This window comes from Sinorhizobium sp. CB7 (genome assembly GCF_041357635.1).
Classification (GTDB): Bacteria; Pseudomonadota; Alphaproteobacteria; order Rhizobiales; family Rhizobiaceae; genus Rhizobium.
The window spans coordinates 71,446-88,757 of sequence record NZ_JAULLL010000005.1 but is presented as its reverse complement, the minus strand read 5'-3'; the positions used below and the strand labels follow the sequence as shown (position 1 = coordinate 88,757).

Annotated in this window: 17 protein-coding genes; 10 read left to right on the top strand and 7 right to left on the bottom strand. The window is 61.5% G+C overall.

Going from position 1 to position 17,312, the window contains the following annotated elements; genetic code table 11:
* Nucleotides 1–87 precede the first annotated feature (87 nt).
* Complete coding sequence (locus AAE029_RS11275) at nucleotides 88–927, bottom strand: transporter substrate-binding domain-containing protein (protein WP_371072931.1); 840 nt, start codon at nucleotides 925–927, stop codon at nucleotides 88–90.
* A 191-nt stretch (nucleotides 928–1,118) separates the two neighbouring features.
* Between AAE029_RS11275 and hutC (AAE029_RS11270) the strand changes: the two genes are divergently transcribed.
* Entirely contained in the window at nucleotides 1,119–1,874 is a 756-nt protein-coding gene (gene hutC, locus AAE029_RS11270) for a histidine utilization repressor (RefSeq protein ID WP_371072930.1), read from the top strand.
* Between the two features lie 31 nt (nucleotides 1,875–1,905).
* Here hutC (AAE029_RS11270) and hutC (AAE029_RS11265) read toward each other — a convergent pair whose 3' ends face one another.
* Together hutC (AAE029_RS11265) and AAE029_RS11260 are read right to left on the bottom strand one after the other, a co-directional pair.
* The gene (hutC, locus tag AAE029_RS11265; protein WP_371072929.1) at nucleotides 1,906–2,628 is read right to left on the bottom strand and encodes a histidine utilization repressor; all 723 of its coding nucleotides are present in this window, start codon (nucleotides 2,626–2,628) and stop codon (nucleotides 1,906–1,908) included.
* 89 nt (nucleotides 2,629–2,717) lie between these two features.
* Complete coding sequence (locus AAE029_RS11260; protein ID WP_371072928.1) at nucleotides 2,718–4,064, bottom strand: formimidoylglutamate deiminase; 1,347 nt, start codon at nucleotides 4,062–4,064, stop codon at nucleotides 2,718–2,720.
* A gap of 100 nt (nucleotides 4,065–4,164) precedes the next feature.
* Between AAE029_RS11260 and hutI the strand changes: the two genes are divergently transcribed.
* The 6 genes from hutI to AAE029_RS11230 all read left to right on the top strand — a co-directional run bounded on the left by hutI (nucleotide 4,165) and on the right by AAE029_RS11230 (nucleotide 10,399).
* On the top strand, nucleotides 4,165–5,427 hold the full coding sequence (gene hutI / locus AAE029_RS11255; protein ID WP_371072927.1) for an imidazolonepropionase: 1,263 nt from the start codon (nucleotides 4,165–4,167) through the stop codon (nucleotides 5,425–5,427).
* Nucleotides 5,424–6,959: a histidine ammonia-lyase gene (hutH, locus tag AAE029_RS11250; protein ID WP_371072926.1), complete on the top strand. Its 1,536-nt coding sequence runs from the start codon at nucleotides 5,424–5,426 to the stop codon at nucleotides 6,957–6,959. Before hutI ends, hutH begins: the two co-directional genes overlap by 4 nt.
* Before the next feature lie 2 nt (nucleotides 6,960–6,961).
* Nucleotides 6,962–7,762, top strand: a complete 801-nt coding sequence (gene hutG, locus AAE029_RS11245; RefSeq protein ID WP_371072925.1) for an N-formylglutamate deformylase — start codon at nucleotides 6,962–6,964, stop codon at nucleotides 7,760–7,762.
* Nucleotides 7,763–7,792: 30 nt separating this feature from the next.
* The gene (gene hutU / locus AAE029_RS11240) at nucleotides 7,793–9,466 is read left to right on the top strand and encodes a urocanate hydratase (RefSeq protein ID WP_371072924.1); all 1,674 of its coding nucleotides are present in this window, start codon (nucleotides 7,793–7,795) and stop codon (nucleotides 9,464–9,466) included.
* Between the two features lie 4 nt (nucleotides 9,467–9,470).
* On the top strand, nucleotides 9,471–10,064 hold the full coding sequence (locus AAE029_RS11235) for a HutD family protein (RefSeq protein WP_371072923.1): 594 nt from the start codon (nucleotides 9,471–9,473) through the stop codon (nucleotides 10,062–10,064).
* 89 nt (nucleotides 10,065–10,153) lie between these two features.
* Entirely contained in the window at nucleotides 10,154–10,399 is a 246-nt protein-coding gene (locus AAE029_RS11230) for a DUF2934 domain-containing protein (protein ID WP_371072922.1), read from the top strand.
* A gap of 19 nt (nucleotides 10,400–10,418) precedes the next feature.
* Here AAE029_RS11230 and AAE029_RS11225 read toward each other — a convergent pair whose 3' ends face one another.
* Nucleotides 10,419–11,333 (bottom strand): AraC family transcriptional regulator, encoded by a 915-nt coding sequence (locus AAE029_RS11225; RefSeq protein ID WP_371072921.1) that lies wholly within the window; start codon nucleotides 11,331–11,333, stop codon nucleotides 10,419–10,421.
* 119 nt (nucleotides 11,334–11,452) lie between these two features.
* Here AAE029_RS11225 and AAE029_RS11220 point away from each other — a divergent pair, with 119 nt between their 5' ends.
* The 3 genes from AAE029_RS11220 to AAE029_RS11210 all read left to right on the top strand — a co-directional run bounded on the left by AAE029_RS11220 (nucleotide 11,453) and on the right by AAE029_RS11210 (nucleotide 14,178).
* Complete coding sequence (locus AAE029_RS11220) at nucleotides 11,453–11,791, top strand: carboxymuconolactone decarboxylase family protein (protein ID WP_371072920.1); 339 nt, start codon at nucleotides 11,453–11,455, stop codon at nucleotides 11,789–11,791.
* Nucleotides 11,792–11,894: 103 nt separating this feature from the next.
* Nucleotides 11,895–12,914: a dicarboxylate transporter/tellurite-resistance protein TehA gene (gene tehA / locus AAE029_RS11215; RefSeq protein ID WP_371072919.1), complete on the top strand. Its 1,020-nt coding sequence runs from the start codon at nucleotides 11,895–11,897 to the stop codon at nucleotides 12,912–12,914.
* 109 nt (nucleotides 12,915–13,023) lie between these two features.
* A complete protein-coding gene (locus tag AAE029_RS11210) occupies nucleotides 13,024–14,178 on the top strand; it encodes a gluconeogenesis factor YvcK family protein (RefSeq protein ID WP_371072918.1) in 1,155 nt (384 codons plus the stop codon).
* Nucleotides 14,179–14,185: 7 nt separating this feature from the next.
* Here AAE029_RS11210 and AAE029_RS11205 read toward each other — a convergent pair whose 3' ends face one another.
* The 3 genes from AAE029_RS11205 to AAE029_RS11195 form a co-directional block, all read right to left on the bottom strand.
* Complete coding sequence (locus AAE029_RS11205; protein ID WP_371072917.1) at nucleotides 14,186–15,007, bottom strand: carbohydrate ABC transporter permease; 822 nt, start codon at nucleotides 15,005–15,007, stop codon at nucleotides 14,186–14,188.
* A gap of 2 nt (nucleotides 15,008–15,009) precedes the next feature.
* Entirely contained in the window at nucleotides 15,010–15,876 is an 867-nt protein-coding gene (locus AAE029_RS11200) for a carbohydrate ABC transporter permease (protein ID WP_371072916.1), read from the bottom strand.
* A gap of 71 nt (nucleotides 15,877–15,947) precedes the next feature.
* Nucleotides 15,948–17,279, bottom strand: a complete 1,332-nt coding sequence (locus tag AAE029_RS11195) for an extracellular solute-binding protein (protein WP_371072915.1) — start codon at nucleotides 17,277–17,279, stop codon at nucleotides 15,948–15,950.
* Between the last annotated feature and the right edge of the window lie 33 nt (nucleotides 17,280–17,312).

The window sequence follows — 17,312 nt, the reverse complement described above, 5'->3', positions numbered from 1 at the left end:
CACCATAGCATGGGACCGCCGGCGATAAAGCCGGCGGCCAGGCTCGCGCTCCCGACCACCTCGGCCTGAAGCGCGAACTGGAGACGATTATTGCGGGGACACGTCCATCTTGAACCACTTCATCGAGAGGTTCTTCACGGTGCCGTCGGCAAGTGCCGCCTTGATCGCTTCGTTGAATTTGTCGCGCAGGTCCGTATCCGCCTTGCGGATGCCGAGGCCCTCGCCCTCGCCCCAGATCGGGCCCGCGATTTCCGGACCGGTGAAGGCGAGCGTGTCGTTGGCGGCAGCAAAAGCATTGGCGAAATAGACAGCGTCATCGAAGCCGAGGTCGATACGGCCGTTCTGCAGATCGAGATCGCGGTCCGCGCCGGTCTTATATTCGCGGATGGTGGCGATATCGCCGAAATTGTCATAGACGAATTTGGCATAGACGGTCGCCGCCTGGATGCCGATCGTCTTGCCCTTGAAGGCTTCCTTCAGTGCATCGACCTCCTTCACGCCGGTCTGGCCCGGTGTCATCTTGATGGTCGAGCCGGTCCCTGCGGCATTTGCCAGCGGGCTGTCCTTGGCGGTCGCGAAGGCAGCCGGCGTCGCCGCATAGGGGATGGTAAAGTCGATGACCTGCTTGCGCTCGTCGGTGATGGAGAGCGCATCCATGATGACATCGAACTTGCCGGCGTTGAGCGCCGGGATCATGCCATCCCAGTCGGAAGCCACCAGCTTGCACTCGACCTTCATCTTGTCGCACAGATATTTGGCAAGCTCCGGCTCGAAGCCGCCGAGCGAGCCGTCGGCGTTGGTCAGGTTCCACGGTGCATAGGCACCTTCAAGCGTAATCGTCACCGTCTTCCAGTCCTTGGCCATGGCCGGACCTGCGAAGGCGGATAGCGCAAGCGCGCCGGAAAGAAGAATTGTGCTGAGCTTCATAAAGAGAATCTCCTCTGAGGTTGCGGATGGCCCTGCGGCTGTTTTTACCGGTCTTCGCCGGCTTGCCCGCATCCTGACGACTGGTCAAGCTGATCGGGAGGTTGTATAGGGTAGCATATGACAGTTTTTATGTTATGCAAGAGGGAAGTCGATTTTTCGGGCGAATTCCGTTCATGCAAAAGGAATAGGCAATGAAACGTCTGAGCGACATGAAGCGTGGATTGACGGAGAACGATAGCGCACCGCTCTATGCCGGCGTCAAGCAGATGATTCTCGACCGCATTCACAGCGGCGAATGGCCCCCGAAGCATCGCATCCCCTCGGAGAACGAACTGGTCGTCGAACTGGGCGTCAGCAAGATGACGGCGAACCGGGCGCTGCGCGAGCTGGCAAGCGAGGGGGAACTGGTGCGCATCCAGGGTGTCGGTTCGTTCGTGGCGGAACGCAAGGGGTATTCCGCGCTGTTCGAAGTCCGCAATATCGCCGAGGAAATCGCCGAAAGAGGCCACTCCCACCAGGCAGCGGTCGTCGTCCTTGGCCAGGAAACCGCTTCTCCGGAGATTGCCGACGCCCTGGAGCTGGAGATCGGCGCACCGGTTTTTCATTCGCTCCTCGTCCATAGCGAGAACGACGTTCCTGTGCAGATCGAGGATCGTTTCGTCAATCCCGCGGCAGCACCCGAATATCTCGAGCAGGATTTCACCACGTTGACGCCCAACGCCTACCTGACGATGGCGGCCCCCTTGAGCGGCTCGGAGCACGTCGTCGAGGCTGCCATGCCGCAGTCCTGGGAATGCAAGCTGCTGACCATTCTGAAGACGGAGCCTTGCCTCACGATCCGCCGCCGCACCTGGTCGGCCAGGCAGGTGGTTTCCCTGGCGCGGCTCGTCTATCCGGGCCATCGTTACCGGCTGCAGACACATAGCGGCAAGATGTTCGAGGAATGAAGATAAGTCAGGTTATATATGGAACCTGACTTCATTGTGTCGCCGGCGTGAAGCGCGCCACCAGCCTGTGGCGGTCGCCGGGATAAGTAAGGCGGACATGGGTTACCGGGCCCACGCTGCTCCAGGTTCGTCGTTCTACGACAAGACAGGCGCTGTTGCGTGGCACGTCGAGTGCCGCCGCCTCTTCCACATCGGCCGATATGGCGTGAATCATGTGCTCGGCCGTGCTCCAGGGCACCTGGTTGAGCAGCCACGCGCCGGGTGCGATATCGGTGAATTCCGCTTCGGCAGCTTCCGGTACGGCCGAAAGGCTGATCAGGCGCTCTTCCAGGCAGAAGGGGCGCGACCCGGCATGATGAAGACAGACGACCTCGAGCACGGGTGAAGAATCAGGCAGGTCCAGCCGCCGGCCGTCCGCGGCCTTCGCCTTGCGCCGGACGCGCCTCATGATCGAATAGGAATAGGGCAGGTTCAGGGACTGAACTTCCGCCTTGATGTCGTGGATTTCGAGGACGGCGGATTGAGCCCGCGGTTGCGTCACGAAGCTGCCGGATTTCTTGCGGCGCTCGATGAGACCCGCCTTGGCGAGCTGTGTGAGCGCCTTGTTCACGGTCATGCGTGAGCAGTCATACTGCGTTGCCAGGTCGACCTCGAAGGGAATGCGGTGTCCCGGCGGCCATTCGCCCGTCACGATCCGGCCTTCGATATCGCTCAATATCCGCTGATGCAGGGTTGCATCCTTGACTTCGCTCATTCCCGCAGGCCGTCCCTTCGATCCTTCGAAGCTCATCTAGTACATAAACCCGAAAATCGGAATCGATTTAAGGATCAAAAGCACCCTCCTCACGCGTCCAGCAGTTCTTTCATGGTCTGGAGAAAGCGCCGGTTGACGGCTTCTCGACGGATATGCCGCCCGCCCTCGACCTGCTTGCGGCCAAACGCCCAGACGCAATCGACGGAAACGCCGCCGGCGAAGATCCAGTGGTCCGACCATTGATCGCCGGAAAGATAAGGCACGGCTCCGACATCGAGCGAGACGATATCGGCAGGATTGCCTTGTTTCAAACCCGCCGCAGCTCTTAGCGCCGCTCCGCCGCCCTCGACTGCGTGATCGAACAACGCGCGCCCCGTCGATCCGCCCGGCGTTGCGACAACGTTGCGGGCCCGCAGCGCCAGACGCTGCGAATATTCGAGCTGCCGCAGTTCCTCCGGCACGGAAATCAGGATGTTGGAATCGGAGCCGACGCCATAACGCCCGCCTTCCTGCAAAAAGAGGGGCGCGGGAAAGGTGCCGTCGCCGAGATTGGCTTCCGTGACCGGGCAGAGGCCGGCGACGGCGCCGCTTCGCGCCATGCGTCGCGTCTCATCATCCGTCATATGCGTGGCATGGATCAGGCACCAGCGATGGTCGACCGGCGCATGGTCGAGCAGCCATTCGACCGGCCGCGCACCGGACCAGGCGACGCAATCCTCCACCTCCTTCACCTGTTCGGCGACATGGATATGGATCGGACCATCGCCGGCGAGTGTTACGACCTTCGCAAGCTCCTCCGGCGTCACTGCCCTGAGGCTGTGTGGCGCAACACCGAGTTCGCTGCCCGGGAGACGATCGATGACCGCTCGGCAGCCGGCCATGAGCGACTGGAATCGATCGAGCGAATTGATGAAGCGCCGCTGACCTTCGATCGGTGCTGCGCCTCCGAAGCCGGAATGCGCATAGAAGACCGGCAGCAGCGTCAGGCCGATACCTGTCTCGGCGCTGGCGCCGCCGATGCGCTCCGCATGCTCGGCAATGTTCGCATAGGGACTGCCGTTCTTGTCATGATGCAGATAGTGAAACTCGCCGACGCGCGAGAAACCGGCTTCCAGCATCTCGATATAGAGCTGGGCCGCAACTGCCTCGATATGCTCGGGCGTCATCGACAGGGCAAATTTATACATGACCGTACGCCAGCTCCAGAAGCTGTCGTTTGCCGGCCCGCGCACTTCCGCAAGACCCGCCATCGCCCGCTGAAAGGCATGACTGTGCAGGTTCGGCATGGCAGGGACCAGAACCGCGTGATGCTCATCCGTCTTGTCCCTGATGACATCGGCCTCGATGCTTGCGATGCGGCCGTCCCCGAGGGTCAGCCGCACGTTCTTGCGCCAACCTTCCGGCAGCAGCGCCGAGCCTGCGTGAAGTTTGATCATGATCTCTCCCTTCCCTTTTTTCAGCGACACACAAATTTTCCCTTGTCACCTCATCCATTATGTATATACATGTTGACGCATAAGGAAAGGCGTAAAGCTGATGAGTGGGAACAATTTTTCCGAACGAGACTCCGCTTCCGGTAGCCCTTCACGCCTCTGGCGCAATGCACGGCTTGCGACACTTGCCGCAGACAAGGCGGTCCTTGGCGTCATCGAGAAAGGCGCAATCGTCTCCGCGGGCGGCCGCATCACCTTCGCCGGCGCCGAGAGCGATCTGCCCGCCTCCGCCATCGAGAAGTCCGAGATCATCGACCTCGAAGGCCGCTGGGTGACCCCCGGCCTCGTCGATTGCCACACCCATATCGTCCATGGCGGCAATCGCGCCCGCGAGTTCGAGATGCGCCTGGAAGGCGCGACCTATGAGGAAATCGCGCGCGCCGGCGGCGGCATCGTCTCCTCCGTAAACGCAACACGGGCTCTTCCGGTCGAAGGCCTGGTTGAAGCCGCCCTCCCGCGGCTCGATACGCTGCTTGCGGAAGGGGTCACCACCATCGAGGTGAAATCCGGTTATGGCCTCGATATCGAGACAGAACTGAAGATGCTGCGTGCCGCCCGCGCGCTGGAAGAGGCTCGGCCCGTCCGCGTCGTCACCAGCTATCTTGCTGCACATGCCACACCGGTGGATTACAAGGGACGCAACGACGATTATATCACTGACGTGGTCCTGCCGGGGCTGGAACGGGCGCATGCCGAAGGCCTTGCCGACGCCGTCGACGGTTTCTGCGAAGGCATCGCCTTTTCGACCTCCGAGATCGCTCGCGTCTTCGACAAGGCAACGGCGCTGGGCATTCCGGTGAAACTGCATGCCGAGCAGCTCTCCAATCTCGGCGGCGCGAAGCTTGCCGCCTCCTACGGCGCGCTATCGGCCGATCATCTTGAATATCTGGACGATGATGGTGCAAGGGCGATGGCCGCGGCCGGCACGGTTGCCGTGCTGCTGCCCGGCGCATTCTACGCCATCAACGAAAAGCAGAAACCGCGGGTCAAGGCGCTGCGCGAGGCTGGCGTGCCCATCGCCATCGCCACCGACTGCAATCCCGGCACCTCGCCGCTGACATCGCTGCTCCTGACCATGAACATGTCGGCGACGCTTTTCGGCCTGACGGTCGAGGAATGCATCGCCGGCGCGACCCGCGAAGGCGCCCGCGCCCTCGGGCTGCTCGGCGAAATCGGGACGCTGGAGGCCTGCAAATCTGCCGATCTTGCTATCTGGGATATCGAGAGCCTGGCCGAGCTCGTCTATCGCATCGGCTTCAATCCGCTTCATGCAAGCATATTCAAGGGCGAAAGGATCGACCGATGACCATCACCCTCCATCCGGGCTCGGTTTCGCTGCGGGAGCTGGAGAGAATCTACTGGACCGGCGAGCCGGCAAGGCTCGATCCCTCCTTCGATGCCGGCATAGCGCGCTCTGCCGCTCGGATCGCCGAAATTGCCGATGGCAATATGCCGGTCTACGGCATCAATACCGGCTTCGGCAAACTTGCCTCCATCAGGATCGACAGCGCCGATGTCGCCACCCTGCAGCGCAATCTCATCCTCTCGCATTGCTGCGGCCTCGGTCAGCCATTGCCGGAAAATGTCGTGCGCCTAGTCATGGCATTGAAGCTGATCTCGCTCGGCCGCGGCGCCTCCGGCGTCCGCCTGGAGCTGGTGCGGCTGCTCGGGGGCATGCTGGAAAAAGGCGTCATCCCGGTCATTCCTGAAAAAGGGTCCGTCGGCGCCTCCGGTGATCTCGCGCCGCTTGCCCATATGACCGCCGTCATGATGGGCCATGGCGAAGCCTTCTTCGGCGATGAACGGCTGGAGGGCTCGGAAGCCCTGCGCAAAGCCGGGCTGGAGCCGGTTGTGCTTGCCGCCAAGGAGGGCCTTGCCCTGATCAACGGCACGCAGGTCTCCACGGCGCTGGCACTTGCCGGTCTCTTCCGCGCCCATCGCGCCGCACAGGCAGCACTCGTTACCGGGGCCATGTCGACCGACGCGGCGATGGGGTCTTCAGCACCCTTCCATCCGGATATACATACCCTGCGCGGCCACCGAGGCCAGATCGATACGGCGGCGGCCCTGCGCGCCCTGCTCGAAGGTTCGGTCATTCGCCAGAGCCATATCGAGGGCGACGAGCGCGTCCAGGATCCCTACTGCATCCGCTGCCAGCCGCAGGTCGACGGAGCCTGCCTCGACCTCCTGCGCTCCGTCGCTCGCACCCTGGAGATCGAAGCAAATGCCGTGACCGACAATCCGCTGGTCCTTTCCGACGATTCCGTCGTTTCCGGCGGAAATTTCCACGCCGAGCCGGTCGCCTTCGCCGCTGACCAGATCGCGCTTGCCGTCTGCGAAATCGGCGCGATTGCCCAGCGCCGCATCGCACTGCTGGTCGATCCCGCCCTTTCCTACGGCCTGCCGGCCTTCCTTGCCAAGCAGCCGGGGCTCAATTCCGGCCTGATGATCGCCGAGGTCACCTCCGCTGCGCTGATGTCGGAGAACAAGCAGATGTCTCACCCCGCCTCCGTCGATTCGACGCCGACTTCGGCCAACCAGGAGGACCATGTCTCCATGGCCTGCCACGGCGCCCGCCGCCTGCTCGCCATGACGGACAATCTCTTCGGCATCATCGGCATCGAGGCGCTGACCGCAGCTCAGGGGGTCGAACTGCGCGCGCCGCTTGCAACCAGCCCCGAACTTCAGAAGGCAATCGCCGCAATCCGCCTCGCCGTCCCGTCGCTCGATCTCGATCGCTACATGGCGAATGACCTGAAAGCCGCGAGCGACCTCGTCTCCGCCGGCGCCCTCACGGCTGCCGTCTCTTCCGGTATCCTGCCAATCCTGGAGTCCTGATAATGCCGGTCTTCGAAGTCCGCCGCGGCTCATCCCCCGTCATCCTCGGCTTTCCCCATACGGGAACGAATGTGCCGCCGGCGATCTGGGAACGATTGAACGACAATGGCCGCCTGCTTGCCGATACCGACTGGCATATCCACGATCTCTATGACGGACTGCTCGATGACGTAACAACCGTGCGGGCGACGTTCCATCGCTACGTGATCGATGCCAACCGCGATCCGGCCGGCGTGAGCCTCTATCCCGGCCAGAACACGACCGGCCTCGTACCGGAGACCGATTTCGACGGCAAGCCGATCTGGAAGAATGGTCAAGCGCCGTCAGCGGACGATATCGCCGTGCGGCTGCGCGATTTCCATGCGCCCTATCATGCAGCGCTTGCCACCGAAATCGAGCGCGTCAAAGCCATCCATGGCGTGGCCGTTCTCTACGACTGCCACTCGATCCGTTCGCACATTCCCTTCCTTTTCGAGGGAAAGCTGCCCGACTTCAATATCGGCACCGACAACGGCGTCACCTGCCATTCGGCGATCGAACAGGCCACCGTGACGGCGACCGCCGCGGCCGAAGGCTATACCAGCATTCTCAACGGCCGTTTCAAGGGCGGCTGGACAACCCGTCATTACGGCAAGCCGGAAAATGGCGTGCATGCCATTCAGATGGAGCTTGCCCAATCGACCCATCTTGCAAGCGAAATGCCGCCCTTTGCCTATGACAAGGACAAGGCGGAGCGGCTTCGCACGCATCTCAAGGACATTCTGACGCGCATCGAACAGATCGCGCTCGGTTTCAAACGCTGACGATAGAAGATCCAACAAGGGGATCCCGCCATGACCAATCCACGCCACAACATTCGTGAAATCCGCGCGCCTCGCGGCGACCAGCTCAACGCCAAGAGCTGGATGACCGAAGCGCCCCTGCGCATGCTGATGAATAATCTCGATCCCGATGTGGCCGAGAACCCCAATGAGCTGGTCGTCTATGGCGGTATCGGCCGCGCCGCCCGCACCTGGGAGGATTTCGACCGCATCGTCGCCGCCCTGAAGACCTTGACCGAGGAGGAAACGCTGCTGGTCCAGTCCGGCAAGCCCGTCGGGGTCTTCCGCACCCACAAGGATGCGCCGCGCGTGCTGATCGCCAACTCCAACCTCGTGCCCCATTGGGCGACCTGGGACCATTTCAACGAGCTCGACAAGAAGGGCCTGGCCATGTACGGCCAGATGACGGCCGGCTCATGGATCTACATCGGCACGCAGGGCATCGTGCAGGGCACCTACGAGACCTTCGTGGAAGCAGGCCGGCAGCATTACGGCGGCAACCTCAAGGGTAAGTGGATCCTGACGGGCGGCCTCGGCGGCATGGGCGGCGCGCAGCCGCTCGCTGCCGTCATGGCCGGCGCCTGCTGCCTTGCGGTCGAGTGCAATCCCGATTCCATCGATTTCCGCCTGCGCACCCGCTATGTCGACGAAAAGGCCGAAACGCTGGAAGAGGCGATGGAGATGATCACCCGCTGGACGAAGGCCGGCGAAGCGAAATCCGTTGGCCTCCTCGGCAATACCGCCGAAATCCTGCCGGAGATGGTCAGGCGCGGCATCCGCCCCGATATCGTCACGGACCAGACCTCGGCCCACGACCCGATCAACGGCTACCTGCCGAAGGGCTGGACGATCGCCGAGTGGAAGGCCAAGCGCGAGAGCGATCCGAAAGCCGTCGAGAAGGCTGCCCGCGCCTCCATGCGCGAACATGTCGAGGCGATGATCGCCTTCTGGGATGCCGGCATTCCCACGCTGGACTACGGCAACAATATTCGTCAGGTCGCCAAGGACGAAGGCCTGGAAAATGCCTTCGCCTTCCCCGGTTTCGTGCCTGCCTATATCCGCCCGCTCTTCTGCCGCGGCATCGGCCCCTTCCGCTGGGCCGCCCTTTCCGGCGATCCGGAGGATATCTACAGAACCGACGCAAAGGTGAAGGAACTGCTTCCGGACAACAAGCATCTGCACAACTGGCTGGACATGGCGCGCGAGCGCATTTCCTTCCAGGGCCTGCCGGCGCGCATCTGCTGGGTCGGCCTCGGCGATCGTCATCGCCTCGGCCTCGCCTTCAACGAAATGGTGAAGAACGGCGAGTTGAAGGCCCCTGTTGTCATCGGTCGCGACCATCTCGATTCCGGCTCCGTCGCCTCGCCCAACCGCGAAACGGAAGCGATGAAGGATGGCTCGGACGCCGTTTCCGACTGGCCCCTGTTGAACGCCCTGCTCAACACCGCCTCCGGCGCCACCTGGGTGTCGCTGCATCACGGCGGCGGCGTCGGCATGGGGTATTCGCAGCACTCCGGCATGGTGATCTGCTGCGACGGCACCGATGATGCGGCTCGCCGCATCGAACGCGTGCTCTGGAACGATCCCGCCACCGGGGTCATGCGCCATGCCGATGCCGGCTACGAGATCGCTGTGGACTGCGCCAGGGAAAAGGGCCTCCGCCTGCCGGGCATCCTTGGGAACTGACCTCATGAAGGTGCTTCGTGCCGGCGACTACAAGCGTATGCCCTGGAAGAACGGCGGCGGCGAGACTGTCGAAATCGCCGTCTTTCCGGAAGGCGCAGGACTGGCGGAATTCGACTGGCGCATCAGCATGGCGACGGTCGCCTCCGATGGCCCCTTCTCCGTCTTTCCCGGCATCGAACGCACACTCTCGATCCTTGATGGCACCGGCATGACGCTCTCTGTCGAGGGTCAGGCGCCGGTTCGGCTCACTCAGGAGAGCCCGCCGCTAATCTTTTCAGCCGATACGCCGACCTCGGCGACCTTGCTCGACGGCGAGATCACCGACCTCAATGTCATGACTCGACGAAGTGTCCTTATGCACACCGTCGAGCGCTTTGAACTCGCAGGCGAGATCACAGTGGAGGCAACTGCGCCGACGACACTCCTCTTCTGCAAGAGCGGCAGGGTCGCCGTCGTGCAGGATGGTGAGCAGATCACGCTGAATGCCCACGATTGCCTGCTTACGGAGAAGCATAAGGCTTTGACGCTGTCGGGCGACGCCCTCTGCTTTCTCGTTGCCATCCGAAGATCTGAGCAAAGCGTCAGCAGGATTATCTGACCCGCAGCCGTTCTTCCGCGTTGTGCGGAACATTGCTCGCCGCGAGCCGGTTTAAGCAGCGATGCATTTCGCACTTACGGAGGACGTCGATGGATCGCGGGGAAGATCGAATCCGGCAAAGGGCCTATCAGATCTGGGAACGGGAGGGGCGGCCGGAAGGCGCCGATCTCCGCCATTGGTATCAAGCGGTCGACGAAATTGCGGAGGACGCGACAGCATCGCGGACTTCGTCCCGATCCGCCGGCGACGATAAGCTTGAAAGCGAATGGGCGACCCAGGCGACCACCGCACCCTCCGCGCCGCCGCTCTTCGGTAGCGACAACAGTCGCGAATAATAGGACGAACAATTGCCTGCTACACCGCTTCCCTTCGAAAGCGGCCCGGGGTCAGGCCTGTGCTCGATTTGAAGGCCTTGCCGAACGCCGCCTCGGACTCGTAGCCGACCTCGGCGGCAATATCGGCAATGCTTCGCTGGGTCTGCAGAAGACGATCGCCGGCAATCGCCATCCGCCAATCCGTAAGAAAGCTTCCGACGGTCATGCCCGTGCATTCCCTGAATTGCCGCGCATAGGTCGCGCGCGACATGGCGCAGAGGCGGGCAAGTTCATCGATCGTCCAGCGATGACCGGGCTCCGCCACCAGTCGCGCGACCGATTTGCCCAATCGCGGGTTGGCAAGGAGCGCCAGCAGGCCAGGCCTCTCAAACGATGTGCTGCCATGTTGCCGCAGAGCCATGACGAATAGGGCGAGACAGATTGCCGTAACGATGGTGAGTGCGCCCGGCTGCTCAAGCGTCGTCTCGTGCCGAAGAAGCCCAGCCAGCGTCTTCAGCGTTTCCTCCGATTGGACTTCGACGAGCGAGGCATGAAATGGATCGGGAAGCGCATCGAGGAGCAGCCGCGAAGAACCGGGGGCGAAGTCGAAATGCCCGCAAAGCAAATCGACATCCGCCTCGCCCTGGCCATTCTGGCGCAGGGGAAGCATGCCCTCGCGGGAAATTCTCAATGGCAAGGCAGATCCTTTTGCATCGCGACCCCTGATCGCATGGGCGTCTCCGCGCGGAAGGAGGAGGAAATCCCCCGATTGCAGCACGAACTGCCCGCCGGACCCGGTTTCGATGATGCAGCTTCCACCGAGGATCAGATGGAACGGCATCGATCCCTTCTCAACGAGGGCGTGATCGATTTCGAACGCGCCTTCGAGCCTGCAACGAATATCCAGCACCGGCTGGAGATGCGCGAGTTCTATGATGCGGCTTAGGATATCCATGAGACGATCGCGCTAGAGAATGAGCCGTTGAAACATTCAAAGTATAAGCTTCTCAGCTCATATTCCCTTCCAACAGCCAAGGCAATGATGCTCCGCTGAGAATGGAAGGGAAGACAATCATGTTGGACTGGAAGGAATACCGCACCGAACTGCTTGGCCGCATCGGCGAACTCGCAAAGATCACCCCCGATACCGTCAAGGGCTATCAGGCTCTGTCCGCAGCAGGGCAGAAGACCAATCATCTCGATGCCAAGCAGCGTGAGCTGATCGCCCTTGCCGTTGCCGTTACCGTCCGGTGCGACGGCTGTATCGTCGTCCACACGACCGAAGCGCAAAAGCATGGTGCCACCAAGGAGGAAATCGCTGAAGCGCTCGGAGTCGCAGTCTCCGTCAATGCCGGTGCTGCGCTGGTCTATTCCGCGCGCGTCATGGACGCCGCCGACGGTATCGCAAAGTGACGGCATGACAGCATCCCCCGGGCAGGGCGAAGACCCACCCTGCCCCGGCGAATGGCGAACCTGCCGAAAATCTCCACAAACCTGCAATTCGAGGGCCTTTGAAATGAGCATTGAATCATCGATTGCCTCGCATGCCGATGCAGCTCCGCAGGCTCGCCATCGCAGATTGCCGCTCATCCCTGCGTCGTTCTTCGGTATCGTTCTTGGTGTCGCCGGCCTCGGAAATGCCTGGCGAGCCTCTTCCACCCTCTGGCCGCTTCCGACGGAAATCGGTGAAACGCTGGAAATGGCCGCCGCGCTGATCTGGTTTGTCCTGATCCTGCTCTACGGCGCCAAATGGATCGTGGCGCCGCGGGAGGCGATTGCTGAAGTGGAAAACCCGATCCAATGCTGCTTCGTCGGGCTCGTCGGAGTCGCGACCATGCTGGTTGCGCTGGGCGCCCATCCCTATGTGCCGGGCGCCGCCGAAATCCTGTTCGGCCTCGGCGCAGCCTTCACTCTCATCTTTGCGCTGTGGCGGACGGGCGTTCTTTGGCGCGGTGGCCGGGATGTGGGAGCAACCACGCCGGTTCTCTATCTGCCAGCCGTTGCCGGCTCTTTCGTCACCGCGATCGCGGCCGGCACATTCGGCTATGCGGATTGGGGACAATTGGCCTTCGGCGCCGGCTTCTTCACCTGGCTTGCAATCGAATCCGTGCTGCTGCACAGGCTCTACACAGCACCCACCCTGCCGGAACCGCTGCGGCCGACGCTGGGCATCCAGCTCGCGCCACCAGCAGTCGGAAACCTTGCATACCTCAGCGTCACAACCGGAACCCCGGACATGTTGTCCCATGCCATGCTGGGCTATGCCCTGTTTCAGACCCTGCTTCTGCTGCGTCTCTTGCCGTGGGTCATGAAACAGCCCTTCGCGGGTTCCTATTGGGCCTTCACCTTCGGTGTCACGGCATTGGCGAGTTCAGCACTGCGCATGGTGGCGCGCGGCAACGACGGGGCGGTCGCGCTCCTCGCACCCTATCTCTTTTCCTTCGCAAACATTGTCGTCGGCCTGGTCGCGATCGGAACGGTGTGGTTGCTTCTGCGTGGCAGACTTTTACCAACGCAATCGCCATCTCGCAGTTAAGGGCGCTCTGTCATATGGAAACCGCACGCAATACTTCCCGAAATCGATTCCGATTTTCAGGGTTATGCGCTAGACCAAGGCTGTCTCGAAATCTCGCCAGAAAGAATGCATGTCTCAGAATGGTCACCCCAAGATCGTCCTTTTTTCCGGCGGGACCGCGTGCCGCTCCATCAATCTCGCACTCTGCAGACGGCCCTTTCATCTGACACGAGTCGTACCGGCCTGGGATAGCGGCGGAAGCTCGAAAGTCATCCGGGAAACCTTCGGCGTCCTTTCGGTGGGGGACATACGCCAGGCGCTTATGACCATGGCCTATGGCGAAGGCTGTGCCGGCGACGTCGTCAAGATCTGCAATGCCCGCCTGTCCGACGGCACCGGTTCCGCCGACGCACGCACCGAATTTGAATATTACGCAGATGGCCGGCATCCTCTCCTGGAGCGGATGGAACCCGGACTGCGCAGCGCGATCCTGAATTATCTGCGCACCTTCAGCTCGCGTATCGGCGATCGCTTCGATTTCCGAAACGGCAGTATCGGGAATTTCATTCTGACCGGCGCGTATCTGGCGCATAATAACGATATAAACACAGCTATATTCGTCTTCCGCAAGCTTTGCGGCATCACCGGCAACGTCTGGCCCTCGTCGAACCAGAACGGCATCGAGCTGACCGCGACCCTGAAGAACGACAGGATCATACCGCAGCAGCACCTCATCACCGCACTCTCCGACGAGGACGCCAGGGCCGGCATCAGGGAGATTGATCTATCGATCGCCGCAAGCACCGACATAGCGGTGAGAGCAAATGAAGCCGTGATCGAAGCGATTGAAAAAGCGGACGCGATCGTCTTCGGGCCGGGAAGCTTCTATTCAAGCATATTGCCGCATCTGCTGATCCATGGCGTCGTCCCGGCGATCGCGCGCAACCGCAACGCGCTGAAAATTCTGATCGGCAATATCCTGCAATGCCGGGAGACGCGGGGAGACAATCTCTCTGTTCTTGTCGGGCTTTTCCGTGAGGTCTGGAGCCGCAACGGCGGCAAAGGCAAGCGACCGCTTTCGCACGTCGTTGCGAACCGGGAGCTCTTCCCTTTCGAAAAGACGATCGGATCCTTCCCCTATCTGGCCAATGGCGCCCTGGACGAGACGAGCCGAAAGATACGCGCAGACGTCCTCATCGGTGAATATGAGGACGCCTGGCAGCGCGGACAGCACGATGGCGAAGCGATCGCCAACACCCTGACGGGTTTGTTATCCCGAGCGTGAAGTGGTGTCAGCCCTTGACCGCCCCGGCCATCATGGAGCCGGAAATCTGCCGGTACATCAGCATCCCGAGCAGTGCCGGCGGCAGCGCGCCGAGTATCATGACGGCGGAGGCCGTTCCCCATTGCACGCCGCCGCCGCTTGCCGCGAAGAAGAAGGAGGCGCCGACCGTCATCGGTACGGCCCTGCTGGTCGTCAGCATCAGACCGAAGAGAAATTCGTTCCAGGCCGTGATGAAGCCGAAGATGAAGGTCGTCACCAGGGCCGGCCGCACGACCGGCTGGACGATGCGCAGTATGATCTGCCAGGTGCCTGCGCCATCGACCTTGGCCGCCTCGTCGAGTTCCAGCGGCACGTCAGAGATCGCGTTCACGAGGATGACGAGCGCGAGCGGCGTATTGACGATGGTCAGTATCAGGCCCAGGCCAAGCCGCGTGTCGAGAAGACCGAGCCACTGGTACATCATGTAGAGCGGAATGGCGAAAATAATCAATGGAACGGCGCGCAGGTTGACGATGATCGGCAACAGCGTCCGCTTGCCTGCCTCGCTTCTGGCCACGGCATAGGCAGCCGGGAAAGCGAGCAGGATCGCCAGTCCCGTCCCGATCAACGAGGCGACGGTGCTGTTCCAGAGATAGGAAAAGATGTTGAATCGGTCGGTCTTCGTCAAAACCCCGAGATAATTTTCAAACGTCGGCTGATTGATCCAGAGGCCGGGATTGACCGAAAGTTCGCGCGCGCTCTTGAAAGAGGTGATCAGCGTGACGATCACGGGGAAGTTCATCGCGAGGGCGGCGATGACGAAGACAAACCAGCGCAGCACCTTCAGCATGCTCACTTCCTCCTGCGGCCTGCAAGCCAGTTGAGGCCGTAGAGCACGGCGAGCGAAGCGAGAAACAGGACGACGGAAGCGGCAACCGCCTTGCCGATCGCGCCTTCCTTGAAGAAGGCCTGATAGATGTAGATCGACAGCGACGTCGTCGAACCGCCCGCACCGCTGCCGGTCAGCGCGTAGACATTGTCGAAGACGCGGAAGCCGTCGATGAAGCGGATGAAGAAGGCGATCACCAGCGTCGGCAGCATCAGCGGCAGTTCGATCCACCACAGAAGCTTGAATGCCGAGGCACCGTCGAGCGCCGCAGCTTCTCGCACGTCGGACGGGATCGCGACATAGGCCATGTAGAACAGCAGGAAGGCGAACGGTGTCCATTGCAGCGTCTCGACGACAACGAGAGTCCAGAAGGCATTGTTGATGTCGAGAAAGGCAGGGCTGTCGCCGAACCATTCGAAAAGATAGTAGGGCACCGGCCCGGCAAACTCGTGCAGCACGAGACGGTACATCAGGCCGACCATCGCCGGCGCCACCATCAAGGGCAGCATCAGCGGCGCCATCAGCACCGAGCGCTTTGAAAGAAGCGGCTCCAGAAAGATCGCAAGAAAAAGCCCGATCAGGCATTCGGCAAGTGCCGTCAAAGCGCCGAAGCGCAGGGAAAACGTGACCGATCGCCAGAACTCTCGGTCGGTCAGAACGTTCAGGTAGTTGTTGAGACCACTGATCGTCGGGCTGCGCAGCGTCTCGAAGGAGACGTTCGAAACCGAATAGATGAGGTTGATGATCGCCGGGAAACCGAGAAACAGCAGCAGGAAACCCACGAGCGGCGTGAGATATGCCCGTCCCTCGGCGCGTTTTACGATAGCCATTTCGATCCGCCGGATGCGCCGGACGCCATGTGCCGATCATGGCGCCCGCCAGAGATTACTTCTTCACGAGATTACTTCTTCAGAAGATCCTGCATGCCAGCCTTGGTATGCGCGAGCGCATCGTCAAGGCTCTGCTGTCCGGACCAATAGCCGGTGAATTCCTTGGCCTGCAGCTCGTAGACGGAGAGCGCATTGGCGGAGGTGGCACCGTTCATCACATAGCCGTACTTTCCGGCGAACTCGCCGAGCTTGACGAGGTCGGGACGCTCCTTGGCGATCTTGGCGACCACGTCGGGCTCAAGCGCCGGCGAACCGCCACCGCGCGCATAGAGGAGTGCCGCATCTTCCGTCGCCAGCCATTGCAGGAACTTGACGGCGCCTTCCTTGTTCTTTGCATTCTTGTTGAGACCAAGCCCGAGGCCATGGATATGGTCGGCTCGGCCCTTCGGGCCTGACGGCGGCGCAACGATGCCGGTCACGTCGGCGACCGCCGGCGACTTCTCCGCATTGGTGAGATCGGCCGCAGCTGCATTCCATTGCAGGGCTGTGGCGGCCTGACCCGAACCGTAGGCGGCATTGGTTTCCGCATATTCGTAGCTCAGCGAGTCCTTCGGCGAAGCGCTGGCATCATAGAGCTTCTTGTAAAGTTCCAGCCCGGTCCTGTAGCCCTCGGAATCGACGGTGACATTGCCGTCCTTGTCCATCCAGTCGGCGCCATAGGATCGTGGCAGAGACTGGAACACCATCATATTGAAGAGCAGGTTCTTCATCTGCAGCACCGTGCCGTAGCGGACTGGACTGTCGGAATTGACCTGCTTGCTGAAATAGAGCGCCGTTGCCGCCCAGTCGTCCCAGGTCCAGCTGTCGGGATCCTTCGGCTGCAGCTCCTTGCCGAGATACTGCTTGGCGAGCTCGGCATATTTCGTCTTCGCCGCATCGTCCTTCATCAGGGCATCGATGAGATCCTTGCGGTAGTACATGAAATGCAGCGAAAGATCGGTCGGCACGCCATATTGCTTGCCGTCGAACTGCATCGTCTTCAGCACGGCATTGCCGAAGACCTTGGCCGCATCGCCGCCGAGATCGACCGGCTCCATGTAAGGCGCGTAGCGGCCGATCGAATAGGTTGCGACGAGGTTGATGTCGAAAGCGTCGGAGCCGGCGGCCATATCCGCCTGAAGCTTGTCGAAGAAGCCGTCGCGGTTGAAAAACAGCAGCTCGACCTTGTCGGCATCGGCGACCTCGGACCGTGCGTTATAGGCCTCGACGGTGGCGCGAAGAGCGGTTTCCTCCGAACCGCCCGGCCAGCCGAGCACGGTAACGGTTGCGTTCGATGTCCCCGGCAAGGAGACGCTTGCAAGCAGAAAAGCAAGGCCCGAGAGAGACGTCCTGTTCAATTTCATCTGAGTTCCCTTCCTTTGTTTGTTGTAACCTTC